At 62.0% G+C, this 26,244-nt stretch carries 19 protein-coding genes; 4 read left to right on the top strand and 15 right to left on the bottom strand.

Features of this window, described 5'->3' with window-relative positions:
- Positions 1 to 53 precede the first annotated feature (53 nt).
- Positions 54 to 1,178, top strand: a complete 1,125-nt coding sequence (lptF, locus tag FG99_RS25740) for an LPS export ABC transporter permease LptF (RefSeq protein ID WP_009616142.1) — start codon at positions 54 to 56, stop codon at positions 1,176 to 1,178.
- Complete coding sequence (gene lptG / locus FG99_RS25735) at positions 1,171 to 2,238, top strand: LPS export ABC transporter permease LptG (RefSeq protein WP_009616143.1); 1,068 nt, start codon at positions 1,171 to 1,173, stop codon at positions 2,236 to 2,238. The genes lptF and lptG overlap by 8 nt, the downstream gene beginning before the upstream one ends.
- Positions 2,239 to 2,509: 271 nt before the next feature.
- Here lptG and FG99_RS25730 read toward each other — a convergent pair whose 3' ends face one another.
- Entirely contained in the window at positions 2,510 to 3,022 is a 513-nt protein-coding gene (locus tag FG99_RS25730; protein ID WP_043273048.1) for an RDD family protein, read from the bottom strand.
- Positions 3,023 to 3,190: 168 nt separating this feature from the next.
- Here FG99_RS25730 and FG99_RS25725 point away from each other — a divergent pair, with 168 nt between their 5' ends.
- Entirely contained in the window at positions 3,191 to 4,732 is a 1,542-nt protein-coding gene (locus FG99_RS25725; protein WP_043273046.1) for an EAL domain-containing protein, read from the top strand.
- Between the two features lie 78 nt (positions 4,733 to 4,810).
- Here the strand turns inward: FG99_RS25725 and FG99_RS25720 are convergent, their stop codons facing one another.
- The 7 genes from FG99_RS25720 to FG99_RS32550 form a co-directional block, all read right to left on the bottom strand.
- Positions 4,811 to 5,137 carry a hypothetical protein gene (locus FG99_RS25720; RefSeq protein ID WP_043273044.1) on the bottom strand — a complete coding sequence of 109 codons (327 nt, stop codon included), beginning with the start codon at positions 5,135 to 5,137 and terminating at the stop codon, positions 4,811 to 4,813.
- Positions 5,138 to 5,227: 90 nt separating this feature from the next.
- A complete protein-coding gene (locus FG99_RS25715; RefSeq protein WP_043273043.1) occupies positions 5,228 to 6,673 on the bottom strand; it encodes a SulP family inorganic anion transporter in 1,446 nt (481 codons plus the stop codon).
- A 218-nt stretch (positions 6,674 to 6,891) separates the two neighbouring features.
- Entirely contained in the window at positions 6,892 to 7,122 is a 231-nt protein-coding gene (locus FG99_RS25710) for a hypothetical protein (protein WP_009616149.1), read from the bottom strand.
- Positions 7,123 to 7,168: 46 nt separating this feature from the next.
- The gene (locus FG99_RS32270; protein ID WP_043273042.1) at positions 7,169 to 11,497 is read right to left on the bottom strand and encodes a YadA-like family protein; all 4,329 of its coding nucleotides are present in this window, start codon (positions 11,495 to 11,497) and stop codon (positions 7,169 to 7,171) included.
- Positions 11,498 to 11,552: 55 nt separating this feature from the next.
- Positions 11,553 to 12,398: a hypothetical protein gene (locus FG99_RS25700; RefSeq protein WP_009616151.1), complete on the bottom strand. Its 846-nt coding sequence runs from the start codon at positions 12,396 to 12,398 to the stop codon at positions 11,553 to 11,555.
- A 92-nt stretch (positions 12,399 to 12,490) separates the two neighbouring features.
- A complete protein-coding gene (locus tag FG99_RS30895) occupies positions 12,491 to 14,185 on the bottom strand; it encodes a LuxR C-terminal-related transcriptional regulator (protein WP_051879267.1) in 1,695 nt (564 codons plus the stop codon).
- Between the two features lie 331 nt (positions 14,186 to 14,516).
- Positions 14,517 to 15,233: a hypothetical protein gene (locus tag FG99_RS32550; RefSeq protein WP_051879265.1), complete on the bottom strand. Its 717-nt coding sequence runs from the start codon at positions 15,231 to 15,233 to the stop codon at positions 14,517 to 14,519.
- Between the two features lie 831 nt (positions 15,234 to 16,064).
- On the opposite strand from FG99_RS32550, the gene FG99_RS25685 reads away from it, so the two are divergent.
- Entirely contained in the window at positions 16,065 to 20,672 is a 4,608-nt protein-coding gene (locus FG99_RS25685) for an NACHT domain-containing protein (protein ID WP_156060101.1), read from the top strand.
- Between the two features lie 1,345 nt (positions 20,673 to 22,017).
- Here FG99_RS25685 and FG99_RS32265 read toward each other — a convergent pair.
- From FG99_RS32265 to FG99_RS25675, 7 genes are all read right to left on the bottom strand, one after another.
- Positions 22,018 to 22,536, bottom strand: coding sequence for a TIR domain-containing protein (locus FG99_RS32265; RefSeq protein WP_141766253.1), 519 nt, complete (start codon positions 22,534 to 22,536; stop codon positions 22,018 to 22,020).
- The gene (locus FG99_RS31590; RefSeq protein WP_081884734.1) at positions 22,537 to 23,592 is read right to left on the bottom strand and encodes a YaaC family protein; all 1,056 of its coding nucleotides are present in this window, start codon (positions 23,590 to 23,592) and stop codon (positions 22,537 to 22,539) included.
- Between the two features lie 15 nt (positions 23,593 to 23,607).
- Positions 23,608 to 24,087: a hypothetical protein gene (locus FG99_RS32260; RefSeq protein ID WP_141766254.1), complete on the bottom strand. Its 480-nt coding sequence runs from the start codon at positions 24,085 to 24,087 to the stop codon at positions 23,608 to 23,610.
- Between the two features lie 60 nt (positions 24,088 to 24,147).
- On the bottom strand, positions 24,148 to 24,861 hold the full coding sequence (locus tag FG99_RS32255) for a hypothetical protein (RefSeq protein ID WP_156060100.1): 714 nt from the start codon (positions 24,859 to 24,861) through the stop codon (positions 24,148 to 24,150).
- Positions 24,862 to 25,334: 473 nt separating this feature from the next.
- Complete coding sequence (locus FG99_RS32970; RefSeq protein WP_256204907.1) at positions 25,335 to 25,610, bottom strand: DUF3631 domain-containing protein; 276 nt, start codon at positions 25,608 to 25,610, stop codon at positions 25,335 to 25,337.
- Between the two features lie 47 nt (positions 25,611 to 25,657).
- Positions 25,658 to 25,924 carry a DUF3631 domain-containing protein gene (locus tag FG99_RS32965; RefSeq protein ID WP_043273038.1) on the bottom strand — a complete coding sequence of 89 codons (267 nt, stop codon included), beginning with the start codon at positions 25,922 to 25,924 and terminating at the stop codon, positions 25,658 to 25,660.
- Entirely contained in the window at positions 25,925 to 26,155 is a 231-nt protein-coding gene (locus FG99_RS25675; protein WP_043273037.1) for a helix-turn-helix transcriptional regulator, read from the bottom strand.
- Between the last annotated feature and the right edge of the window lie 89 nt (positions 26,156 to 26,244).

The raw sequence follows: 26,244 nt of genomic DNA, 5'->3' as shown, positions 1-26,244 counted from the left end.
GGCGGCTAGTTTGAGCGTAGCCGCCCGAGCGTGACAACCCTGGAGTGCCCGGTTTGATTGTCTTCCGTTACCTGTCCCGTGAAGTGTTGGTCACCATGAGCGCGGTGAGCGCCGTGCTGCTGGTGATCATCATGAGCGGCCGCTTCATCAAGTACCTGGCGCAGGCCGCCCAGGGCATGCTGGACCCCGGCTCGCTGTTCATGATCATGGGCGTGCGCCTGCCCGGCTTCCTCCAGTTGATCCTGCCCCTGGGGCTGTTCCTCGGCATCCTGCTGGCCTATGGCCGGCTGTACCTGGAAAGCGAGATGACGGTGCTCACCGCCACCGGCATGAGCCAGCAGCGCCTGCTGGCCTACAGCATGGCGCCGGCGGCGCTGATCGCCCTGCTGGTGGCCTGGCTGAGCCTGTCCCTGGCGCCCCAGGGCATCGCCCAGATGCAACTGATCCTGAACAAGCAGGACGCCATGACCGAGTTCGACACCCTGGCGCCGGGCCGCTTCCAGTCGATGCGCGACGGCTCGCGGGTGACCTACACCGAGCAGCTGAGCAACGACCGCACCCAGCTCGGCGGGGTGTTCATCTCCGACAAGAACCCGCCGCGCAACGGCCAGGACCGCGGCCTCGCGGTGCTGGTGGCGACCAGCGGCGAGCAGCAGATCCACCCCGACGGCAGCCGCTACCTGATCCTCAAGGACGGCTTCCGCTACGACGGCGTGCCCGGCCAGGCCGACTACCGCGCCATCAGGTACGACACCTACGGCGTGCTGCTGCCCAAGCCGGAGGTGAGCAGCGAGATCGACGACCGCGACGCCATCCCCACCAGCGACCTGTTCGCCAGCAAGGAGCCGCGCATGCGCTCGGAGCTGCAGTGGCGCTTCTCCATCCCGCTGCTGGTGTTCATCGTCACCCTGCTGGCGGTGCCGCTGTCCAAGGTCAACCCGCGCCAGGGCCGCTTCCTCAAGCTGCTGCCGGCGGTGCTGCTGTACATGGCCTACCTGGCGCTGCTGATCGCCGCCCGCGGCATGCTCGACAAGGGCAAGATCCCCATGGCCCTGGGGCTGTGGTGGGTGCATGCGATCTTCCTGGCCATCGGCCTGCTGCTGGCCTTCTGGGAACCGCTGAGTCTGAAATGGGCGGCCTCGCGCGCACGCTCCGTGAAGGAGCGCAAGCATGCGTAAGCTCGACCGCTACATCGGCATCACCATTTTCGTCGCCATCCTCGCCGTGCTGGGGGTGATCCTCGGCCTGGCCCTACTGTTCGCCTTCATCGATCAGCTCGGTGCCCTGGACGAGAACTACACCCTGGGCGTGGCCCTGAAATACGTGCTGCTCACCGCGCCCAGCCGCGCCTACGACATGCTCCCGATGGCCGCGCTGATCGGCTGCCTGGTGGGCCTGGGCACCCTGGCCAGCAACAGCGAGCTGACCATCATGCGCGCCGCCGGGGTGTCGCTGCAGCGCATCGTCTGGGCGGTGATGAAGCCGATGCTGGTGCTGATGTTCGCCGGCATCCTGATCGGCGAGTACGTGGTGCCCTACACCGAGACCCAGGCCCAGAGCGACCGCGCCCTGGCGCAGAGCAGCGGCGGCGCGGTCAGCTCGCGCAACGGCCTGTGGCACCGCCAGGGCCAGGAATTCATCCACATCAACGTGGTGCAGGCCGACGGCACCCTGCTGGGCGTGACGCGCTACGACTTCGCCGAGGGCCACGTGCTCAAGAGCGCCAGTTTCGCCAAGCGCGCGGTGTTCCGCGACGGCCAGTGGACGCTGGAAGAGGTGAGCACCACGCTGCTGCACCCGCAGGAGAAGCGCAGCGAAGTGGTCAGCGCGCCGTCGGAGGCCTGGAACATCCAGCTCAGCCCGCAACTGCTCAGCACCGTGGTGATGGAGCCCGAGGCGCTGTCCATCAGCGGCCTGTGGGAATACATCCACTACCTCAAGGACCAGGGCCTGAGCACCAACCGCTACTGGCTGGCGTTCTGGACCAAGGTGCTGCAGCCGGCGGTGACCGCGGCCCTGGTGCTGATGGCCATCTCCTTCATCTTCGGCCCGCTGCGCAGCGTGACCCTCGGCCAGCGGGTGTTCACCGGGGTGCTGGTGGGCTTCACCTTCCGCATTGCCCAGGACCTGCTGGGGCCGTCGAGCCAGGTATTCAACTTCCCGCCGTTGCTGGCGGTGTTGCTGCCGGCGGCGATCTGTGCGCTGCTGGGGGCGTGGTTGCTCAAGCGGGCGGGGTGATATCCCTGGCGGTTCGGTGCGGCCGGCGGGCCTGATCGCGGACGGAGTCCGCTCCTACGGCTCCAGGAAGCACGGCTTTTCGTAGGATGGCGTTGAGCGAAGCGATACCCATCAGCGCCACCGCATGGGTTTCGCAAGCTCAACCCATCCTACGAAGAGCACCTCGGCGTAAGCCTAAGGTTCAGGGAGGTACGGGCGTAGGAGCGGACTCCGTCCGCGATTGGACTCACCGGCCACGCCGGACGCCCCGGCGGCACGAACGGCCCCAGCCTCACCCCCGCCCCTGCGTCGCCTTGCGCACCGCCTTGGGAATCTGAATCACCACGCTCTCCGAATAGCGGTCGTGCCAGGTGCGCTTGTCCTTGTCCCAGAGCATCCACAGGAAGCCCAGCCCGCCGCAGGCCCAGGAGCCGATGGCGATCATGAAGCGCAGCAGCGCCTGCATCAGGCTGATCGGCGTGCCGTCGGCGTTCTGCACGCGCACGCCCCAGACCTGCATGCCGAGGGTCTGGCCCTTGTGCGTCCAGAACTTGGCGAAAAAGGCGAACAGGCTGATGAACAGCAGGCTGGACAGCAGCGGGTCGCCGACCAGAGCGCCCTGGTCGGCGAGCTGCCGGAGCTTTTCGCCGCCCAGGATCAGGCGCAGCAGCACCTGCTGGTAGAGCAGGGTGACCACCATCAGCAGGGCCACGCAGAGCAGGAAGTCGTAGAACATGGCCGCGAAGCGGCGCAGCAGGGGCGCGGGGGGGAAGTTCCCCTCCGGCTGGAGTCGGGCTTTGGGCATGGCGTCGTTCGGCGCTCGGAGCAGGGACGAGGGCGGGGATTATACGACCTTTGGCCGATCGCCACCGAGGCCAGGGTGCCGCAGGCGGAATGATCTACGCTGGTTTCAGGCGCCCGCTCAGGCTGCTCGCCGAGCCCGATGACAGCGGCGGCGCCCGGGATGACACGGATGCCTGGATCGAGCAAAGTCCGGCGCCTGCTCTGGCGCCTGTGCGTTTCCCTGCTGGTCGCCCTGCTGCCGCTGCTGCTGGGCGGGGGCATCATCTATTGGCAGACCCTGGTCAGCCTGCAGCGCGAAGCGGGGCTCGCCTCGAGCGAGGCGCTGCACCTGATCGACATCATGCTCGGCAACGCCGCCGGCTCGGCGCGGGCCACCATCGCCTACGCCGAAGGGCCATGCGCCGTGGCCGAGCTGGTGCTGCGCGAGCAGGTCGCCACCGTGCCCTTCGTGCGCACCGTCAACCTGGTGCGTGACGACCGGGTGTTCTGCAGCTCGCTGTTCGGCAACGTCGACGAAGCGGTGAACACGGCCGATTTCGTCGACGGGCGCCTCAACCTGTTGCCCGGCAATGCGGTGACGCCGGACTTCGCGCTGATCGTGTACCGCCTGGCCGAAGGCCCCGCCGCCGTGCTGGCGGCGGTGGACGGGCGCTACCTGAGCAACGTCCTGCAACTGGTGGACCAGCGCAGCGAACTGCTGGTCCAGGTCGGCCCGCGCTGGATGGACGAGGCGGGCGAGGTGCACGAGGGCGCGCCCGACGCCTTCCCCCTGGCCGAGACGCGCCAGGCCTCGACGCGCTTTCCCTACCAGGTGGTCGGTGGCTTCCCGGCCGGCGCCCAGTGGGGTGTGATGCGCGACGACTACTGGCCGCTGTTCGCCATGCTGGCGGTGCTTGGCGGGCTGTTCGGCCTCGGTTGCCACTGGATGCTGGGGCGCGCGGCGACGCCCGCCCGCGAGATCGAGCGGGCCATGTACGCCGGCGAATTCGTGCCCTTCCTCCAGCCGCTGGTGGACGCCGCCAGCGGCCGCTGGATCGGCGCCGAGGTGCTGATGCGCTGGCGCCACCCGCGCGCGGGGCTGGTCAGCCCGGACATCTTCATCCCCCTGGCCGAGCAGAGCGGCCTGATCGTGCCCATGACCCGCGCGCTCTTGCAGCAGTTGGCGGCCCAGTTGCCGAAGCACGCGCACCTGCTGGGCGAGGGTTTCCACCTGGGCGTCAACGTCAGCGCCGTGAATTGCCGCAGCAGCAGCCTGTTGACCGATTGCCTGGACTTCCTCGGCGCCTTCCCGGTGGGTTCGGTGCAACTGATGCTGGAGCTGACCGAGCGCGAACTGATCGACACCCCCACCGACGACCTGCTCGGCTGCCTGCGCGACCTGGGCGTGACCCTGGCGATAGACGACTTCGGCACCGGCCATTCCAGCCTGGCCTACCTGCGCCGCTTCCGCGTGGATGCCCTGAAGATCGACAAGAGCTTCGTCGCCACCGTCGACGACGACAGCCGCTCCCGGCACATCCTCGACAGCATCCTCGACCTCTGCGACCGCCTGGACCTGCAGGTCATCGCCGAAGGCATCGAGACGCCGGCGCAGCGCGACTACCTGGCGGCCCGCGGCGTGCCCTGCCTGCAGGGCTACCTGTTCGGCAAGCCGATGCCGCTGGCGGAGTTCGTCGCCGAACTGGAGCGCCGCGTCCGCGCGGGCGTCTAGGACGGTGGTGGACTGAACTGCGTATGCCGAGCCCATACCGACGGCGCCCAGCGGGCACCGTCGGCAGCGCAGCGGCGATCAGACGTAAGCTTGGGCGCGGCGGTTGCCGCGGGGCAGGCGGGTCTTGCCGGACAGGGCGCTCAGGCGCGCCTGCCAGGCTTGCCGGGCGGCGTCGCGGCCGGATTGTGCCGGGGCGCGGGCGGGCTGCTTGCTCTTCGGCGCCGCAGCCGGCGCAGGCTTCGGGACGGCGGGCGCGCTGCCCGCGGCTTCCTGCGCCTGGGTGAAGGCGTTGGTGCGGCGGCAGGTCTTGCAGCTGACCTGCGCGACGTCCTGCGAACCCGCCACGTTCGGGTCGCTGCGGCCGCAGGCGGCCTGGCTGGTGCCAATCAGGAAGTGAGTGACCATGTGGACCTCCTAGTCAAAAAAGGGGCGGCATTATTCCACAGGGTTCCCGGCGCGCCAGCGCTGCCGGTCATTTTCGGATGAACGTCCGAATCAGCCGTGCTGCACCCCGGCGCGCTTGAGCAACTGCTTGCAGCGCTCGGACAGGTGCACCACGCGCAGGTGCTTCCCGGCCCTGGCGTAGCGCTCGCGCAGGGTCTTCAGCGCGGCGATGGCCGAGTAGTCGACGAAGCTCAGGTGGCGGCAGTCCAGGGTGACCTGCGGCGGGTCGCCGGCCGGGTCGAACTGCTCCAGGAAGGTCGTGGTGGAGGCGAAGAACAGCGTGCCGTGGAGGCGATAGAGCTTGCTGCCGTCGGCCTCCAGGTGGCTGTCGGCGTAGAGTTCGCGGGCGTGCTTCCAGGCGAAGTCCAGGGCGGCCACGACGATGCCGCAGAGCACGGCGGTGGCCAGGTCGGTGAACACGGTGATGACGGTCACCACGACGATCACCAGCACGTCGCTCGCCGGCACCTTGTTCAGCACCCGCAGCGAGGCCCAGGCGAAGGTCTGCTGGGCCACCACGAACATCACCCCGACCAGCGCCGCCAGCGGGATGCGCTCGATCAGCGGGGAGAGGAACAGCACGAAGAGCAGGATCATCACCCCGGCGACCACCCCGGAAACCCGCCCGCGGCCGCCGGAGCCGAGGTTGATCATGGTCTGGCCGATCATGGCGCAGCCGCCCATGCCGCCGAACGCCCCGGAGACCATGTTGGCCGCGCCCAGGGCCACGCACTCGCGGTCCGGGTAGCCGCGGCTCCGGGTGATTTCGTCGGTGAGGTTGAAGGTCAGCAGGGTTTCCAGCAGGCCGACCAGCGCCATGAGGATGGCGTAGGGCGCGATGATCCGCAGCGTCTCCAGGTTCCACGGCACCTGCGGCAGGGCGAAGGCGGGCAGGCCGCCGGCGATGTGCGCCATGTCGCCGAGGGTGCGCGTGGGCAGGCCGAGCAGGTACACCAGCAGGCCGACGCCGAGGATCGCCACCAGCGCCGGCGGCACCGCGCGGGTCAGCTTCGGCAGCAGGTAGACGATGGCCATGGTCAGCGCCACCAGGCCCAGCATCAGGTACAGCGGCGCGCCGCCGAGCCAGGCCCCGCCGGTCTTGAAGTGCTCCAGCTGGGCCAGGGCGATGACGATCGCCAGGCCGTTGACGAAGCCCAGCATCACCGGGTGCGGCACCATGCGCACCAGCTTGCCCAGGCGCAGCAGGCCGAAGGCGATCATCACCAGGCCGCCCAGCAGCACGGTGGCCAGCAGGTACTGCACACCGTGCTGCACCACCAGCGCCACTATCACCACGGCCATGGAGCCGGCGGCCCCGGAAACCATGCCCGGGCGCCCGCCGAACAGGGCGGTGAGGGTGCAGATGAAAAAGGCGCCGTACAGGCCCATCAGCGGGTTGAGGTGGGCCACCAGGGCGAAGGCGATGCACTCGGGCACCAGGGCGAAGGACGTGGTGAGGCCGGCCAGGATGTCGGCGCGCAGACGGGCGGGTTTCATGGCGTTCCTGAGGTCAGGGCCGGTGGTGCCGGCCGCGGGTGGTGCGGATAGAGGACGCGCATGGTACGCAATGCCGCATGCTCGAACCAGTCGCGGCGCATGCCGTTTTGTCCGAGCCCCATCCCGGTGCTTCCCTCATGGCGAAGGGTTCGCTGCCCACAGGTGGCAGCGAACCCTTGAAAGGCGCCGCTGTTGCGAGCGGCGAATGTATGGCCTGTTCAGCGACTGCTGGAAATGGCCAGCTTGCCGGTGGCTATGAGTGCGGCGATTTCCTCCATGTGCAGGGATGTCTCCTTCAACGCCTCCACCACACCTTCGATCAGGTGTTGCGAGAGTGGGTTGGCGACAGGCAGCCCCTTCAGGTAGTCGGCGAGAAGCTCGGCCGCCATGTCGTTGTTGTAGGCGGTCGTCATCAGAGAGCTGTGGATATTCTTCGGATCGAGAAACATGGCTTCCACCTGCGGGGGCGCGCGGACGCGCCCCCGTCACACTGAGTCAATCCCACTGGTAGCCAACGCCTACCGAGACGCCGACGTCGCCATCGCTGTCCGCGCTTCCCTGGAGCTTGGTGACCCACTTGCCGTCCTTGGTGATGTGCGACACGCCGACCGCCAGCGCCTGCTCGCCACGGAAGTTGCCCAGGCCGGCGGAGGTCATGCTCGCCCCCGGCGCATGGGGCTGGGGCAGGCTGGCCATGGCCATGGCCCCGGCGATGCCGGCACTGAGTTCGTCGTCCAGTTCGTTCATGTCCTTGCGCAGGGCGTGGTAGCTGGCGTCGGTGTAGGCCTTGGCGCCGCTGATGCCGCTGTTCAACTGACCGAGGTTGACGGCGTCGGTGGCCTGGGTGCCGGCGGCCACATTGGTGATCTGCCGGGCGTTGGTCGCGCTGCCGACGGATACCGTGTTCGCCCTGTCGGCCACCGAGTTGGCGCCCAGGGCCACCGAGTTGGAGGCCTTGGCGTGGGCGCTTTCGCCCAGCGCGGTGCTGTGCTCGGCGCTTGCCTGGGCCCTGGTGCCGATCGCCGCGCTGTTCCTGCCGCTGGCCTGGGCGCCGGCGCCGCCGGCGATCGCATCCTGGCCGACAGCCTGCGGCTTGCTCAGCGCAGAGCTGTTGTTGCTCTGGAACATGCCGTCGGTGCCGTTCTGCAGGTTGGTCACATGGTTATGGACATCGCTGACCCGCTGGTCCACCTGCGCCACGCTGTCGTTCAGGGCGCCGGCCGAGGTGTTGACGGCGTCCGTGAGCTGGTCGACGTTGACCGCGTCGGTGCCGGCGGTGCCGCGGGCGACATTGGTGATCTGCCGCTCGTTGCCCTGGCTGCCCACGGAAACGCTGTTGTCGCGATCGGCCAGGGAGTCCGCGCCCAGGGCCACGGCGTTGCTGGCGGTGGCATTGGCGCCGCTGCCGATGGCGGTACTGCGTTCGCCGCTGGCTTGTGCGGCGCTGCCCACTGCCGTGGCGTCCGCCGCGCTGGCGGAGGCGCCGGCGCCGGCGGCCATGCTGCGCTCGCCGCTCGCCTGGGCGGCGTCGCCCAGGGCCATGGACGAGGTGCCGGTGGCCGAGGCGGCCGGTCCGACTGCGATGGAGTCCGCGCCGGCCGCAGAGGCATCGGCCTTTTCCGAATTGGCGCGGAAGTAGCGTGACACGCCGGTCTGGTTGATCCCGTCCTCCAGGGCGCTGACGCGGGTGTCGGTGCGGTACAGCTGCGAGCCGACCACCACGTCGCTGGAGTCCGCGGCGATCCGGCCTTCCTCGACATTGGTGATGCGCGAGCGGCTGGTTGCGCCGGCGCTGCCATGCATGGCGCTGAAGGCGCCCAGGGAGTCGTCCCAGAGCAGGGCGTCACCGCGCAGTTCGCTCACTTCGTCGCGGGTGGCGTTGAGTTGGGAGACGTTCACGGCGTCGGTGTCGTCGCTACCCGCGGCGACGTTGGTGATCCGCCGCTTGAGATCCTGGTTGCCCACCGAAACGCTGTCGTCGGCATCGGTTACCGAACCATGGCCCAGGGCCACGCTGCGGGCGTGTTCGGCGCGGCTGGCGGTGCCCAGCGCCATGGAGTGCTCGCCGCTGGCCACGGACCAGCCGCCGATGGCGTTGGCGGCCTGGCCTGTCGCCGCCGAGGCGATGCCCAGGGCGGTGCTGCCGTCGGTGGAGGCCAGGGCTTCCTTGCCGAGCGCCGTGCTGCCTACGCCCAGAGCGCGGGACCAGGCGCCGGCCGCCGTGCTGGCGAGGGCCGCCGCCTCGGCTTCGGCGCCCAGGGCGGTGGCGCTTTGCGCCGTGGCTTCGGCGCTGTTGCCCAAGGCCACGCTGTGCCCGCCGGTGGCCTGGCTCCAGGCGCCGACGGCAGTGCTTTGCTGACCGCTGGCCTGCGCGCTGGTACCCAGTGCGGAGCTCTTTTCACCGCTGGCCTGCGCCTGCACACCCAGGGCGCTGGCGCCGGCGCCGCTGGCGCTGGACCAGCCGCCGACGGAGGTGGCGCTGCTGCCCGTCGCCTGGGCCTGCAGGCCTATCGCCGTGCTGCCATGGGTGCTGGCCCGGGCCTCCTTGCCGACCGCGGTGGCGCCAATGCCATGGGCCATCGCCCAGTTGCCGACGGCGGTGGCGGAGTTCGCGCTCGCTTCGGCATCGACACCCACTGCCAGCGCGTCGCTGGCGGTGGCTTCGGCACTGCTGCCCAGCGCGGTGCTGCGCTCACCGGTGGCCTGGCTCCAGCCGCCCAGCGCGGTGGCGCGATCGTCGAGGGCATCCGCCCTGACGCCAACGGCCGTCGCGTGCTGGCCGGATGCGTGGGCCTGGTTGCCGGCTGCCAGCGCGTTCTCGCCGCTGGCCAGCGCCGCCGTGCCCATGGCGATGGCGTTGCTGCCGCTGGATTCGGACTGCGGGCCTATGGCAATGGCGTTCTCGCCGCTGGCGTTGGCGTCCGGGAGTTCGGAGTTGGCGCGGAAGTAGCGTGTGCCGCGCTGGTAAACGTCGCCCAGCCAGTCCGCTACGTCGCCAATGGCGTCGGCCGCTTCTTCGCCCAGGCGCTGGAGTTGCGAGAGGTTGACCGCGTCGGTGGCCTGGGTGCCCTCGGCCACGTTGGCGATGCGGCGCTGCAGGTCGGCGTTGCCGACCGAGACCTCGTTGTCCGCTCCTGTGGCGGAGTTCAGGCCCAGTGCGACGCTGCCCTGATGCGACGCCAGGGCTTCCTTGCCGAGAGCCACGCTGCCGATACCGCTGGCCTTGGACCAGGTGCCCACGGCAGTGCTGGCCAAGGCGGCGGCTTCGGCTTCGGCGCCGAGCGCGGTGCTGTCCTGTGCGGTGGCTTCGGCGCTACCGCCCACGGCGGTGCTGCGCAGTTGCGTGGCCTGGCTCCAGGCCCCGAGGGCGAGGGCGCGTTCGCCCGCCGCGTCGGCGGAGACACCCACCGCAGTGGCGTTCGCGCCGCTGGCGGAGCTTTGCGTGCCGAGCGCGGTCGAGCCGCTGGCGGTGGCGCTGGCCAGCTTGCCCAGCGCAGTGGCGTTTTCGCCGCTGGCTGCGGCTCTCGCGCCAACTGCGGTCGCCCCGTCGCCGTTGGCCTGGGCCGCGATGCCCAGGGCGCTGGCATCGCCCTGGGAGGCCAGGGCTTCCTTGCCGATGGCCACGCTGCCGACGCCGCTGGCCTTGGACCAGGTGCCCACGGCAGTGCTGGCCAAGGCGGCGGCTTCGGCTTCGGCGCCGAGCGCGGTGCTGTCCTGTGCGGTGGCTTCGGCGCTACCGCCCACGGCGGTGCTGCGCAGTTGCGTGGCCTGGCTCCAGGCCCCGAGGGCAAGGGCGCGTTCGCCCGCCGCGTCGGCGGAGACGCCCACCGCAGTGGCGTTCGCGCCGCTGGCTTGGGCGGCGCTGCCCATGGCGATGCTGTCGCTGCCCGAAGCCACAGCCTCGGGGCCGATGGCTACGCTGTCCTGGCCGTTGGCTTGGGCCATCGCCTTGTCGGAGTTCGCCTGGAAATACTTCGTCCCGCTTTCATAGACATCGCTGAGCCAGTCGGAAACCGACTGCAGCGCTGCTTCGCCTTGCTGGCGCAGCGTCTCCAGCTGGGAAAGGTTGATGGCGTCGTTGGCCTGGGTGCCGTCGGCTACATGGGTCAACTGGCGATCGAGGTTGGCGTTGCCGATGGAGACGCTATCGTTCCTGTCGGTCGCCGAGCCGGCACCCAGGGCTACCGAGTTGGCATGGTTGGCGCCAGCCCAGGCCCCCAGGGCCAGGCCATTGGCGCCGGCCGCCTGCGAATCCAGGCCCAGCGCGGTGCTGTGCTGGCCCTGGGCGGTGGCTCCCTTGCCGATCGCCGTGCTGGCCAGGCCCGATGCCGAGGAGTACGCGCCCAGGGCGGTGCTGCTGGCCTGGCTGGTGGCGGCGTTGCGGCCGATGGCCAGGCTGCTGTCGCCCTTGGCCTCGGTATTTCGTCCAAGCGCCACGCTGTTGTCGCCATAGGCGGCCGCCCACGGGCCGACGGCGGTGGCGTGGCTTGCCGATGCCGTGGCGTAGTCGCCCAGGGCCGTGCTGTTTACACCTGACGCATTGGCGCCGGTGCCTTCCTGCACGCTGGTGAGCATGGCGCCCAGGCGCACCTCGGCGCGCGGCTGGACCACCTGGCTGGCGCTGGCCTTGTCGTCGCCCTCGATCTCGGCTTCGGTGACCGCCCCGGCAGGAATGCCGAACAGCGCCAGGCAGGCGGAGGAAAGCAGGCCCACTGCGCCGGCCAGGCCGCGGTTGCGGTGCTTGCCGTGGCTTCTGGCGAATTCGCTGGCGACTACCCAGGCGCGGCGCGCCGCACTCCAGACCAGTCGGAATGACTTGTTCATGAGAAACTCCTTGCGGGGAGCTCCCCGCAAATGGTGAGAGGCCCCTGATCCGGGATCAGCGGGCGTTCGAGGTGGGGAGAGGGGGAAGGGCGCGTGCCGCCTGGGCAATCAGCGGGCGCTCCGGACAGGCCACCGGCGGTAGCCCCAGCTCCACCTGGTAGAGCCATCGGGCAGCGGCAGCGTCGTTACGCATGCCTTGCAGGTAGCCGCCGGCGAAGAGGGTGGCTTCGGCGATCAGGGCCCGGCGTTGCGGCAGCGTCAGCGGCATCCGGTCGATCGCCGCGAAAACACTGGCGGAGTCGGCCTTGCCGCGATACAGCTCGACCAGCGCGTGCTGCGCCGCGTCGTCGGGCCGCACTGCGGCGAGCAGGCGCTTGAACGCCGTGTCGCGGGCGCGCCTGGAGGAGGCGTTGTCGCGCGTGACCAGCCATAGCCGCCAGAGCTGCGCATAGGCCTTCTCATCGGCGTTCGCGCCCTTCGAGGCGATTTGCGCGAAGGCACGGTCGGCGTCGCGGTAGCGCCCCAGGGCGGCCAGGTTGGCGGCGGAAGGCAGGGCGACCAGGTCGCTCCAGACGGAGCGGCCCAGCCGGTCGTAGTGGCGCCGTGCCTGCTGCGGCCTGCCCAGGGCGTCGTCGACCAGGGCCAGTTCCATTTCGAGCCGTCCGCTGCTGGTGCCCTTGGCCAGGAGTTTGTCGAGGAGGCGGTCGGCGCCCTGGAAATCGCCGGCGAGATAGGCCGCATGGGCGGTGCCCAGAAGCTGCTGGCTTTCGCTGGCGTTGACCATTGCGGCAAACAGCCAGCAGGCCAGGGCGATGAGCAGCCAGGTGGCTTGCGAGGGGCGGCCACGCCGGCCGCGGCCTCTGGCGTTCGTTCGAAGGCTATGAGCGCTGAATCCGAACATGATGTCTGCTCCCAAGAAAACGATGGGGGCAGGCTATGGCCGAAGGCTTCGTGTGGCTGTCGTGATGCGCCGGGATCGTTGTAGCGATTGCGCTACGCGGGGGGAGAGGGCGGCGGTTCAGGGCCGGAGAGCAACTGCAGTTCGATGACGCAGGGCAGCCGCAAGGGCAAGCCGGAAAACGTCAGCGACGCCCGTATCAGGGGGGCCAGGCGCCTGGCCAGGCCGAGATGGGCGTCGAACCTGTCGAAGGGGAGGCCGGCATCCGGGGTGTTCACGTCGATCCGCCAGACGGACTCGCCGTGGCCGCGGTATTCCTGCCGTGCTTCCACATGCAGGTTCGCCGAGGACTCCGCGCTGACGAAGGCCAGGGCCGTCGCCAACAGTTCGCCGTACAGTCCGGCGTCCATCCAGGCGCATGTCGCCGTTTGCGGCAGCGAGAGCGTCACGCTGGCGGCGTAGCGCCTGGCGAAGGTCTCGACCGCCTGGTTGGTGAGCGCGTTCAGGTCGCAGGTCTCCGGTAGCGGAACCCTGTTGCCCTGGTCCAGTTCGGCCAGTTCCAGCAGCAGCTCGGTATGTCGCTTGAGCATGCCGACGGGGTTTCGCAGCGAAGCCGCCTCCGGGGTGCTTTTCGCCAGGTCGGCCAGTTGCTCTTCCAGGATCGATAGCTGCTCTTCGAAGCGCTTGCATTCGGCGATGAAAAAATGGGTGCGCAGCTGCCGCAGGGAGAGCATTCGCTGCTGCGCTTGCGTCAGTTGTGCCACTTCGCTGTCGAAGTCGCTGACATCCACGATCGCGCACAGCATGCCGAGCACCTGGCCGCTTTCGTCCCGGTGGGGCACGCCCCAGACCCGGACGGTGCGGGGGCCCTGGGGGAAGTGGGCCACGAAATCCGACACGAAGGACCTGGCGTCGGCCACGGCCTTGAGATAGCCACGACGCACCTGCTCGGTGAGTTGTTCCCCTGCGATGCCGTTGGGGGCGATCTCCATGCCCAGGCACGCCTGCCGGGAAAGACCATGCAGGTCGGCGAAGCTCTGGTTGCACAGCAGCAGGGCCCCGTCCCGCGCGCGCAGTGCCGTCGGGAAAGGCAGCATTTCGATGAATTCCTGCAGGCGCGGGCCTTGCCCGCTGGCGAAATGCATTTTCCCCAGGCCCGCGGCGGGGGCGACGCCATGCCGCCAGGCGAACGCCAGCAGGTCCGCGTTCGAGTGCAGGTCCAGCTTCTGGAACAGGCGCGTCTTGTAGGTGCTGACGGCGCTGGGGCTCAGCTTCATCGTGGCGGCGATGGACTTGATCGGGTTGCCCTGCGCCAGTTGCTTCATCACGGTCAGCTCGCGGGGTGACAGGGTGGCCAGCAGCCGGCTCTCCTGGCGGTCGCCCGGGCGCCGCGACACATCCTCGAAGGCATGGCGCGGAAAGAAGGTCCGGCCACTGAGCAGCGTCCGAACCGCGAGAAGCAACTGCTCGGGCGGCTCGGACCTGGACAGGTACCCGGCTGCCCCGTATTGGCGGGCGAGATCGATGAAATGGGGCTGGTAGTCGTTTCCCAGGACCAGCACGGGGAGGTTGCGTCCGCTTTGCCGTAGCCACTGCAGGACTTCGGTGCCGTTGGTATCCGGAAGCATGAAGTCGAGCACCAGCAGGTCCGGCGCAGTGCTCCGCAGCGCGGCTATCGCGGCGGCCCCGTTGAACACACGGGTGGGAACCTCATGCGCCTGGTCTTTCAGGGCGGAGCTGGCACCGGCGCTGAACAGGGGTTCAATGCATGCAAGCAGTATGTTCGCCATGCGGACACCTCGGGTTGCCGAGCAGAGTAGTAAAAAAACCGGCGATTGGCGAAAAGGCGGGGCATGGGCTGGAGCCGCCGCCCCGTTCGCGGGGCGCGACGCGGCATGGCGGAGCCCGAAGGGGCTTGCAGAGGGAAGGGCGGGGAAGGGCAGGCAACAAAAAACCGGCTCGATGGCCGGTTCTTCTGGTGTTCCGAGATTCGCTGGGAATCTGGATGGTGCCCGGGAGGGACTCGAACTTATCGCTGAAAGGCTCGTGGTGTCTAGCTCGTGTTGAGAGTGAGCCAGTTCGGTGCCCCCAATTGTGCCCCCAAAGAGAATTGTGCCCTGGCTACTGAGGTTCGGGAGCGGTGGCCAGCGTCGAGTTGCTGTCCTCTCGGATGCCGCTGGGAAGATGTTCTGGGGCGCTCGGTCCTTTGTCCGTGGGTGCTTCTTTGCGTTCCAGATACTTGCGAACATTATTCGCGCACTTGGCGCTGAAGAAGTCCTCACCGAGTAGGCGCGCGAGAATAACTAGACCGCCGAATGCAAGCAGCCCAAGCGCCAGGCCGTATGGCATTGTCATAGACAGGGCGAGGTACGCGAAAAAGAAGATGCCGGCGGTGATGCAGTAGAAGAGCGATACGAGGCCGATCACGGCGCCAACCCAATCGAGTCGAGTGATCCGGATGACGGGGGTGTCATCTTGTGGCCCTTGTTCAAGGTGCTTTGCCACCCAGCGTAGCTGCGTGCGGTTCCACAGTCCTAGTGAGGCAACCTCTACTAGGAAATCCATCTTCTGCTTGCTTGCTGTTACACCTGAGGCGACACGGAAAGCCTCAAGCTCGATGGCGTCATCTAGGTACTGGGCGAGTGGGCGATCATCCTTCTTAACACCGGCACGCAACTCATTGAGCCGCTTGAAGCGCTTCTGTACGAAGTTCTTGTCGTGAAAGTCGAAGGCAGAGCCAAGCGTCGAGATGGTTTTGGCGAATACCAGCGCGGCTATTACCAGCACGCTGTAGCCACTGCCTAAAACACTCTGCGCCTGCTGAAGTAACGCTTCCATACACGGACTCCCTTTTCTTCCCTGAGGGGTGCTGCTTCTCTTGGGCCGCATCGTACCGCATCAGAGCTCATAAACTCCGGACGAACACGGCCTGTTAGGACGGCCGTTTCCGGTTGGTTTAGTGCCGCGTACCCAGTCATGGCGTGGGTTTCGCTTCAAACCGGAACCGGAAACGGCTTGCCCAGGAAAAGCTGGTATGTAGTCCGAAATCGGGGCTCGAATCACCCTCGATGGGCCCACCCCTGGGAAGGACCCACTAGGGGGTGAGGGCCAGGTTGGCCAAGGGTCTCCGCAAACTGTGGAGGCCCCTGCGGGCGCACTTGTCGATGGCTGATCCAGTCTGCCATTGCTGAGCAAGGTTTCGGCCTCCGTTTGAGGATGGGCCTGGGTTTCCTCCGTCGGAGGAAAGCTGATCGGTGTGGGATCTCCTCACTTTGAGGAATTCTCGGCGTCCTGGGCCAGGGCGCGCTGTTGGTTGGTGTTTCCGTTTTGCCAGACTGCCGCCGTGACGTGTTCAATAGGCGGTCCGTTTGGCGTGAGTTCCTTCGTCTGCTCTCCGCTTACGGCCCCTCCCCCCAGGGGCTCAGACTGCTTTCGGTGACAGCCTCCTAAGCAACGAGAGCATAGAAGTAAGGGCTGGCCTATATGGGCACCTGAGGAGATCACGTCGTCACCCATAGCCACCAGCAGTTTGCTAACGGTTATGCAGTTACTGAAGGAAGGCATCGAAGATCGGCCCACGCTGAGCAAATGGTTGAGAGGAACCTATTCCGCCAATCTGTGTTACCCATTATCTTCGGGGGCGTTTCTTGTTAAGGCCGGGAATGCCGAATGGGACTATTCGCTGTGAAAGCACTTGCCGTGATTAGGTCTGCCGTAGGGCCGCTATATAGATGGCTAAAGTCTCGGCAGGCAGAAAAGTCCGCGGCAGAAGCTCCGGGAAAGCTCAAAGCCCAGGACCAGGTAATTTTCGATGATGTGCTTCGGCGCCTTTCTGCCGCTGATCCAGCAGACTCCATCTTCACGCACACTTACGATGCTGTGATCAGCAGATTCTGTACGCCGGAGTTTTTGAGGAGCAGGAACGTACAAGATTGGCTTAGAAAGCCAAGTGTCAGAAGTGATCTGCGGCTTATAGCGTCGGCCATTGCCTTAGGCAACGCTGCTCCGCGTGATGCAGAAGAGAGATTGGAAACAAAATACGGCGAAATCGCTCTTGCAAGCTTGCAGGAGTCGGCCCCTGTCGTTGCATCGATTAGTGCCATGCTTGCCGCTGCTATAAACGCGCGTGTTATGGATCAGGGCACTGCAGCGCTGGTGACCGCCAGCCATAAAGAGAGCGCTCGCAGCCTCGAACTGATACAAGCACAACTCAGCGCCCTCACTCATAGTGGTGTGGGTGAACCGTCAACTAACGTTGTGCTGACAGAGCTGGATGACGAAACTAAAAACATCTGGCGTGACGCATTCCGCGCCGCGTCGCGTGGTCTGCTCCGTTGGCCAAGCACCTTGGATGATGGAAATCACATCGCACGACCGGAGCTTGAACAACTGCTTTCAGCGGTCAACTCCGATAAGAGCGGAACAGTTGCTTTGCTTGGTCTGCCAGGCTCAGGAAAGTCTGCTCTCCTAGCTCGTCTCGGCCTGGAGCTTGCCGATGAGCAAAACGCAACCGTGCTTGCCATCAAGGGGGATCTCCTTGATGCATCAATAGTCACTGAAGAGGATCTTCAGCGAGAGCTGCAGCTTCCTGAACTCCCTAGCATCATGCTCCGTCGCCTCGCATTAGCAGGGCCAACCGTACTCCTTATCGATCAACTCGACGCGCTAGCCGGGCACCTGGACACAAATACGGGCCGACTCAGCGTGCTGCTTAATCTGATCAAGGCCGTCTGCGATACCGAAGGTATGCACGTCTTCGTTTCTTGTCGGACCTTTGAGTTTACACATGACATCCGCATCTCACGTATCGACGCTGAGAGTGTCTCGCTGGAGCTTCCGTCCTGGGAGACGGTGCTACCAATCCTGGAGGCGCATGGCGTACAAGCTGGAGGATGGAACTCTGACTCGCGAGAGGTCGTGCGGGTGCCTCAACAGCTTAATACGTACCTTCAATTGAAGGCATCTGGGGTTGACGAACCCTTCTCTAACTACACAGCCATGCTGGACTGCCTGTGGAGCAGCCGGGTGCTGGAGGTGTCGGGCGGCGGAAAAGCTGCGCATCTGGCGTTCGAAATCGCAGATGCGATGGCGAACATGGAGACGCTCTGGCTTGCTAAGGCTCGCTTCGACGATAGGGCTGAAGACATCAAGCTTCTCATGTCATCAGGTATTTTGACCGAGAGCGAGCAAGGTGCTATCGGATTTTCTCACCAGACAATCTTCGAACACGTGCTCGCTCGCAGCTTTGCAAAGAGCTATGGCCAGCTCTCTGCCTATGTGCTTGCTCGCAACGACTCGCTGTTCGTGCGCCCTAAGCTGTGGGCTGCTCTCGCATATCTTCGGAATGTGGAACCCGCGACTTACGAGGCAGAGTTGTCAACCATTTGGAGCGCACAGGATCTGCGCAAGCACCTGCGTTTTTTGCTCATTGAGTTTATGGGGAGCCAGCCTTCTCCTTCTGATAAGGAGGAGCTATTGCTGGCTGCGGCGAGCGAAAATTCGGAGCTCCACGCACTTGTTCTAAATGCGATCACTGGCAGCCAAGGCTGGTTTGAGCGATTCGGCGACAACGTCATCGCGCAGGCCATGGAAAACGCTATCACCGCCGACCTATGCATTCAGTTGCTGGTCGCAGCTTGGCCACACAGCCCGAAAGAGGTCACAAACCTTCTGCGCAATGTTTGGCTTCCAAACCTCGATAATGATCGTCGCTTATTGTTCGTTCTACAGGAGGCTCCGGTCTGGAGCTTTGAGTTGATCGAGACTGCAAAGACAGTTGCGCGGCGTGCGCAGTGCTCCGATCTCTATTTTGACCATTTTATTTCTGTAATCGGCAGCGCAGCCCCCAAAGTTGCGATTGAACTGACTCGGCTAATTTTTGACGGTGAGTTGGCGAGGCGAAAGGCACAAGGATTGAAGCTTAAGGCTATTTCCGGGAAGGAGGGGCCTGATGAAGCTGAGGCCGGAATTCTGTGGGAAATGGAGCATAACCCGACGCGTCCAGTGGATAACTTTCTGAGCGAAAGCCAACTCTGGAGCTTTTTACCGGAGCTTGCGGCAGCTGCGCCTTCGCATTTTGTGTCTGTACTTTGGCCTTGGTATCTCGAGAGCTTGCGCGCTCTCTTAGAATTATCACGCGCTGACGCCCCTTTTTTGACGTATCTCCTGCCATATAGCGCCGACTTTCGTTTCGCTGGTGAGAACACTAGCAGCCTAGAACCATCTGCGATTCTTGAAGCAATTACGGTAGCAATTGAGCGGCTTGCTGACACTTCAACGCAGGAGCTGCAGAAATGGGGCGCTGAGCAGGCTGCAGTGGCTCTCGCTCCAGTACAACGGCTGATTGCTCATGGACTTGCGCGTAACCCATCACAAACGGCTTCGATAGCTCTGAACTTCTTGCTGGAGGATGAGCGCCGCTACTTCCTCGGCAATGCGTCTCACCTCTACAGCACGTCGTTGGCACTAATTACTGCGTGTGCCCCACATTGGAGTAGTCAGGAAGTCGAAAGATTCGCAACTCAAGTAAAAGCGTTCTCGCCTCAAAGGCCTCAAGGGAACAAGACTGACCCGGCGGACAGCCGTCAGTGGTACCTCTATATTCGAGCAACGCGCATCAATCTACTACGAGCATTGCCCATGCCGGTGCGCCCATCTGCCATCCAACGGGAGATCGAGGAGGAAGACCGGCGCTATCCGCATCATCGTGAGTTCGAGAGTTTCGAGGGTGGGTTCATAGGGTCACCTATGGCAGAGCAGCAAATGTCCCGTGCTTCGAACGACGACATCGTGAATGCATTCAGGGAAATTCCAGACGAGTCGGACTGGGACCACCCGAAGGACTTTCGTCGCGGAGGAAACATCCAGTTAGCGCGAGCCTTTGCCGAGTTTTCCAAGGAGCATCCGGAACGATCGTTGGAAGTCATACGGCATTTAGAGCCCCACTTCGGCCAACGTGCTGCCGGTTATGCTTTGGAGGCCTTGGCAGAGAGCTATTCTGCAGTCGACATAATGGAGCTCATAGTCCAACTCCAAGACCGTGGGTTCGGTGATGACCAGTTCAAGGCTTCTGTAGCGCGAGCGGTGGATTGTCTATTCAGGCGTAAGGTAATTATAAGTGAGCCCGTGCTTGTGATGCTCGAAGGTTGGGTCCCAGTCCATGAGACGGTTTCGACTCAAGAGGATGCAGTAAGCGAACAGAGTAAGGAGGACTCTGAAGTCGAGGCAAAGGGGTTCGATTTTCTGCTGTCGGGGCAACCACGTATTGAGCCTGTGCTAAGCGGCGACTACCCAATTATCACCGCCATCATTAATGCGCGACTTGCTCGGAACGAAGTTTCTCTTGTCATCCAGCTGTTGCGTCGATACCTCAGCCTTTCTCAGGACAAGCGCGTTTGGGGGATGCTTATGACCTCAATGAGCTCCATTCCATCAATGGATTCCCATGGGGGCTCCGCTCTAATCGGCGACGTCCTTTCGCTCTCTCAACTCGATGGAAGCTATGGAGCTGCCTTTTTGATGGCGAGTACGCATCGAGATGCGCTCAATGAAGTGATGTCCAACTTGGGACGCTGGCGCAATTCGAACCATCTTGCTGCCCGAATAGGGTATGGCGAGCTAGTTACACTCATCGCCCTAAGCAATAAGGGTGGGCGCTTGGCCATGGAGTGGCTGAATGAGTTGGTCGAAGATGCTGCCCTCGCTGAGGCGCGGGTTGGAGCTGCCGCTACGGCCGTACAGCTCTTTTGGCCAGAGCCAAGGTTCCGCGCTGATGCCACGGATTTGCTTTTGCGCCTATTGGTAAGGAACGAGCAAGCTATCTGGCAGGAGGTATTTAAGCTTTTTGGTCTTGTCGACAAACTGGAGTCTGAGTCCCATACGATCCGACTTCTAAGTCACATCGCGGAAAACATCGCCCATGCCCCGCCTCCCAAGGACTCTTTCGTTGTTGAGCGCCTTGGAGCCCTGCTCCCTCGCCACGCCTCTGTCGTGGCGCGAATTGCGTCTCAACTGATCCAGTTGTGGCGGGACCAACTCTCGAATGTGGGCTCGGCAATTACCCTTGCTGCTCAAGAAATTATGGATCTTGCGATAACGCTCCACCGAACCGAGGGTACGAGGCTTGAAGGCCTCCAGATGTTCGAGCAGCTAATCGAGATCGACGCCTATCAAACTCGTGCGGTCTTGGATGAGCTTGACCACCGTATCAGGCCCGGAGCAAGGCCATTGCGTCGTCGTCCACCCCGGAAAGCTCGCAGGCGTTCCCGGAGAGTTTAATGCGAGCTTCGCCGCTTCATGTTTATCGGCCAATCACTGTAGTTGGCTGATGGCTGTCGCTAGTGAGCGGCAGTTATCGATACGCAATCACGTAGATCGGCGCGGGCAGCAACCAATCACATTCTCTCCCAAAGGACTTTGTTGCAGTGAAGGCATGCTTGGCAGAGTTGGAACTCCAATCTTTAGGTGTTGCGATGATTAGGGGAAGGCTGCTCGACTTCTGCTTCTCGCTGCTAGCAGCGGCTAGGCAGTAGATTAGGGCTTGGTTGTGGGAATCAAGGTCTAGGTTGGCGCATCGATTGGCTGAAGGCCTCGTCGTTACGGAGTTTCAGCCGAACGACAAAACAACAACCAACCTAGGAAAACCCTCATACATAGTGGGAAACCGGGGTTCGAATTACCCTCAGGCCACCATTTGTCATAGGGGCCCCCGGGTGTTGCGGCGTAGCTCGCCGGCGCCCCTCGGGCGGTATTCCGGCCGGCCAGGTATGGCACGCCGCCGGTCACGGCCCAGTGCCCGGAGCCGGCAGAGCGTTGCATCACGTTGCGCCTGGCGTGCTGCCCTGCCACTCACCAGGCGCGGCCAGCGCGATTCGTACCTGCCGGCCAGGCGCCGGCGGTGGTGGTGAGGCGTGCGGCTTTGATTTGCTTGGAGCGCGCAACCGATGACGGCAGGGGCATCTTATTATCCCGTCCTTGCGTCCTCCACTCTGTTGGACGCGAAGAATCGCTGAAGGCCGTGCCCGTACAGGCCGTGGCGGCACCGGGGTAGGCAGGCGATCTGCTACCTGTCTGCGGGCGAGCACCGCCTATTCAGCCTTTACATGAGAAATTCCGGCGCCATCCTGGACGGCTCAGCCGGCAAGGGCTTTGGCCGAATCTAGATAATCGTCTGTCTCGCATATATCTGACGTTCTACAGACGCTGGCTGGAGTGTCTGACGTCCAGGGGCTTGGCATGCTGCGCCTACTCCATCCGCGTCACGGTAGGAGCGTGACTGAAGCGACGTTGATAGAGATGCGAGCAAATCTGCTCACATCTGCGCAGCGCTCTGCGGCGATTGCAACGGTGTGGCTCGACATGACGCAGATCTGCGTCATCTAAGCCTAGCTTCCTAAATCCAAACTCGGCCCTGTGATCGGCTAGTGGGGCTCGAATTACCCCCAGAGCGTTCAGACTTCTCGATGCCCCTCTAGGTATCGCTATTGCTTCATGCGGCACCGCCGGAGTCATAGCGGTTAGAACAAAACTGTAGGGTGTATCGAGACTAGCAGCCTGCATTCTCAGCGCTGACCTAATAATTTTGGATAGCCAACTGAAGAATAAAGCATAAAAACTAGCGATGTTAAAACTTTCGGTCAATAAGGCTTATTTTTCTTTGAAGCTCCTCGATGCACTCTAATTCATCCATATATGGAATAACTGCGAGGGTGTTTGGAAGGCCAAGCGCCATCAAAGAAATGAAGCCGTCGCCAACTTGTAATTCATGGCGACTATTGCCTGGGTTCTCGTAGAATTTTGCCTGGCTCCTTTTTGATTCAGAGCTTTCGAAGCATAAAATCAGTGGTATACCTTTAGCTTCTGCAATTTGAAGCTCAATCCCCAGGCCTGTTGAAGGATATGAAGCCTCCGCAACTATCAAGTCAGCCGCCTCAACCATCGCTCTGTCCCATAAGTAACAGAGAATTGGCTGCTCGCGGTGAGGCTTCTCAGAAAGCTGAGGGTCGCTGTTCATTAATGCGTACTTTATATTATTACTCCCGTCACATTCTAAAGCTGCGGCTAATCTGTGTAGTCTCGATGTATAACTAGGGAACTCTTTCTCCGGGACGTGTGTAAGCGCGCTTGCAAGGTAAATGTTCATTTAGTTTGCTGCTCGGATATTTGGTGCCAATATCTGGTGGCCAGTCATTTCCGAGGCGATCTCATCAATGAACTGCTCAGGAGACTGCTGAATGAACTCAGAGATCAGCCAGTTTTTTTGCCCGCCCAAAAAAGAGTTAAACTCAACTGGCTTGTATCGACAAAGCTCACTTAGTCGGTGCATTGCTGCTAAGGTTATAGTTGTGGGCATTCTTCTCAAGATATTTGCGCCAGCCACAGTTGACTTGATGTACCATAAGGCTTCGCTGCCATTTATATATAAGACACTCTTTCTGATCTCTTCTTGTAATGATTGCAGGTTTAATATATCTGCTGCGGTTGGTTTCTGGGGGCGCAAAAAAGGCCGATTTGCGACAGAGGTTATTTCATAGGAACCTCGAGGTGCAGATGGGTCGAGAGTGAAAACTGTTGCTATTCGTTTTACTACTTGTGTTGTCTGGAAGTTCTTTGAGATCTGCGCGTGCACCTTTACTTCCCTGGAAACAGGGTCGTAAACGAAACGGGGAGTAGTTATCGGAACGAACATCTCAGTTTGGTTGGGGTAGGTTAGGCAATAGGTTCGATGGATGTGTGGTAAGTTGAAGAGTAGATCTTGAAGGCTATGAGTATTTGATGTCTCCAGTTCGCCATAGTAGCTAGATAGTGCAGGAACAATTCCTTTGCTCAGTATTCGAATGCCTTCGTTTGCGATACTTATCTTTGAGCTGGCGCCTCGCATATTATGCGCTCTGACTCCGTGATGCGGGTCGAACGCGATGCCTTTGGCGGAAAGCAAGGCTTTGGTTGCATTCATAAAGGAGTAGTAATGAAGTAATGGCGCTGACTGAGTCGGCAGGCCAACTGCGGCTCTCCCGAATTCGCTTGCTTGCCTCCAGTAAAAAAGAGCTTCTTTCTTGTTTTCTCGTCTTAACCATAATTCCACGAACTGCCAGGGGCTTCTAGTTAGCACCGTGCGCGAGTCAAAGTTCGGCGATTGCACGCATTTGTGAGGAGATATCTCCCGGCCGCCAACTTTTACCTTTACAAGCGTGGTCATGATATTTCCTTTTAACTATCTGCTGCTGTCTTGTTTGGGTGAAAGTTCCTCGCCGAAACAAGACGCTTCACTTGAGAATTGATATTTATATTTTCTGTAACGGTGAGCTAGAAAGAATATAAATGAAAATGAGAATAGAGAAAATTTAACTGTGTAGAATGCTTGGATGCTAATAGATCCAAGTCCCATGGAGTTTTCAAAATCAGCATATAGGAATAGCACCCCAACAGCCAAGACAAGCGAGTAAATAATTACTCCTGATTCCGTTTGGTCTGCATGATAATTCTCTAGGTGCTGCCTTTTGATTCGGTCGCGAAGAATCTCAATAAGGAAGAATATTGTGATAAAGCTCCACTCTGCCTTTTGAAAGATGGATTCGCGATTGCCATTTAGGGCAAGAATAAAGAGAAATATAAAAAGAGGTGCGAGGATTAACACTGCATCGGCAAATGCTAGAGTTTTTGGGTCCCGTTTCGGCGTAATATTATGGTGCATTATTATGCTTGCCTAGTGATGATGCTGTTAGTGTTGATTTCAATGGGGGGTATGCTCTTGCTATTTTGCGAAGGCGTTGGAAAAGCTAGCTTCATCGTATATTTCTTCAAATTTTTCAAGGGAGATGTTTTTTGATTTTTCTATTAGATCCTCAATGTGGGACCGAACACTTGCATTGTACTTAAGGAAGTCTCTATGCATGTTAGTTCCAGGGGATAAATCCGGACCATTCGGCTCCCCTAGATGAAGCTTGATATGCCAAATGGCATTGGCGGCATTGTAATAACATGCAAGCTGAGACTCTTTCCATTGTTGCTGAATAGATAGGAATTCCTCCTCGTCGTTGGCAGTATGCACTTCTCTTATGGTTTCCTCCATTTTTCTAGCAGAATCGTTTATATGCTTAATGGTGGTATGTATTAGTTGTATGGAAATTCTTTTTCGCTTATTTAGTCCTAGGACTGCATCTTTGTAGTAGTTGTTATAAATGTGAGCCTCGATAGGCAAGTGAATCGCAGGCTCAATTCCTTGGCGGGAAGCTATCTGTATTCCTCGCTCTAGTTTGATCAGTAGCAATTCGAGTTCATCTTTTAATTGAGATAGTTCGCTTTCTATTAGTTTGCAAAGTTTTTTTATTCTTCTACTTTCTCTGAAGCTATCTGCGGCCCTTGCTAAGAACCATCCAGCAAGTAAGAAGGTGACCGGGATTACTTGACCTATGATTTGCTCCTGTAGCTTCCCTAGCAACTCGCTGCTGATGTCAAATTCAATCATCGAAATTCCCTTTATCAATCCATAGACTGTCCCGGCTGCAATGCAGGGATGAGTATTTGAGTTTCGTGCGGTGTCCTTCGGCGGACGCTCGAGATCACAAACCAAGATGATGGCATTCTGCCGTGTCGCGCCGGCCGACTCCAGTAAGACTGGAGCAAGCTGCATGCACGTGGTTCTTGCGCTTGGGCCAATGTACAACCGAACCTGGGCCTGAAATTCTCGGAACGCCTAGTCGCGCATGGCCTGCAGAGACTTTAAATGGCGTTCAGACCTGCACATTGACTTTTTGAAAATGCTCATCCTTCGCACCGTCTGAAGAACGCTGTAGCCCACATACGGCGTGGCTTTCAGCAACTCACGCAGAGAGCTGTGGTGGAGCATCCGAAAACTCGAAAATTTCTGCCTTACCGCGCAGCTCGACGCCTTCCCCGTGGGGCTGGGGGGGAGGCCAGGGTCCCCGGCAGGCTCGCAAATCAATCTGACCCTCTTGAGGGGGCAGATTGAGCGCTCAAGGTGTTTCTGTGTTGATTGACTAGAGCTCCCTTCTGACACAGGAGCTCATAGGGATGACGGGGCGACATTGGCTTGCCTCTGTTCCACGTCGACCAGGGGGCTTCCTCATCCGCGATGAGGTATTCCAGCAACTCTGCGCTGAACAGCTTCGTGGCTTTCTTGGCGTCGAATGCAGCCTTCACGTCACCCAGCAGCTCCACACCCACGCTAGGCGCTTCGCCCTCCAGGCCATGCAATGCGATTGCTGCGGTACGTGCGGACTTCGGCCAGTGTGGTCGCCAGCTTAATCGGCGATCGCCAGCAGCGGCTCCCAGGCATCGTTGGCGCGATCGTTCAGCCCTTCGATGGGCTTCGGGCGTGCTTTGCCGATCGCCTCAGAGTTGTCCAAGGCGAAGCGCGCCAGCCGGGAACGCAGTTGCTCCCAGAGGGCGGGGTCGGAGTGGAGGATGTTGAGCTCGGTTCGGGCGCTCAAGGTGTCGATGGGGCCTTCCTGGACTCGTGCCAGAAGACGGGCGCGTTGCGCCGCGGTGGTGGTTTCCAAGGTCGGCATTTAGACGGCCTCCCCACGGCTCTCCGCGATGCGTGCCTCGCACCACTGGATGATCTCGCCCTCGATCCATACCGCGGACTTGGGACCGAGCATGATTTGCTGGGGGAATTGGCCGGAGCTGATGCGTCGGTAGATCTCGGAAGTCGAGAGCGTCGTAAGCGCTTTCACCGATGCGAGCTTGATAAACCGGCGAGTGGGCTGGGTCGAAATTGCGTGGGCGGTGCTGGCCATGTATTCGCCTCCTTGGGTGGCGTGGGGAACATGGCCTGAATGATGTTCAGTGTGAGGCGCCAGAAATCCGAATTCGGATTTGGAGAAAC

It is taken from the genome of Pseudomonas sp. AAC (assembly GCF_000725445.1).
GTDB lineage: Bacteria > Pseudomonadota > Gammaproteobacteria > Pseudomonadales > Pseudomonadaceae > Pseudomonas > Pseudomonas citronellolis.
The sequence above is the reverse complement of the archived record's forward strand: the minus strand, read 5'-3'. Positions and strand labels throughout refer to the sequence as shown.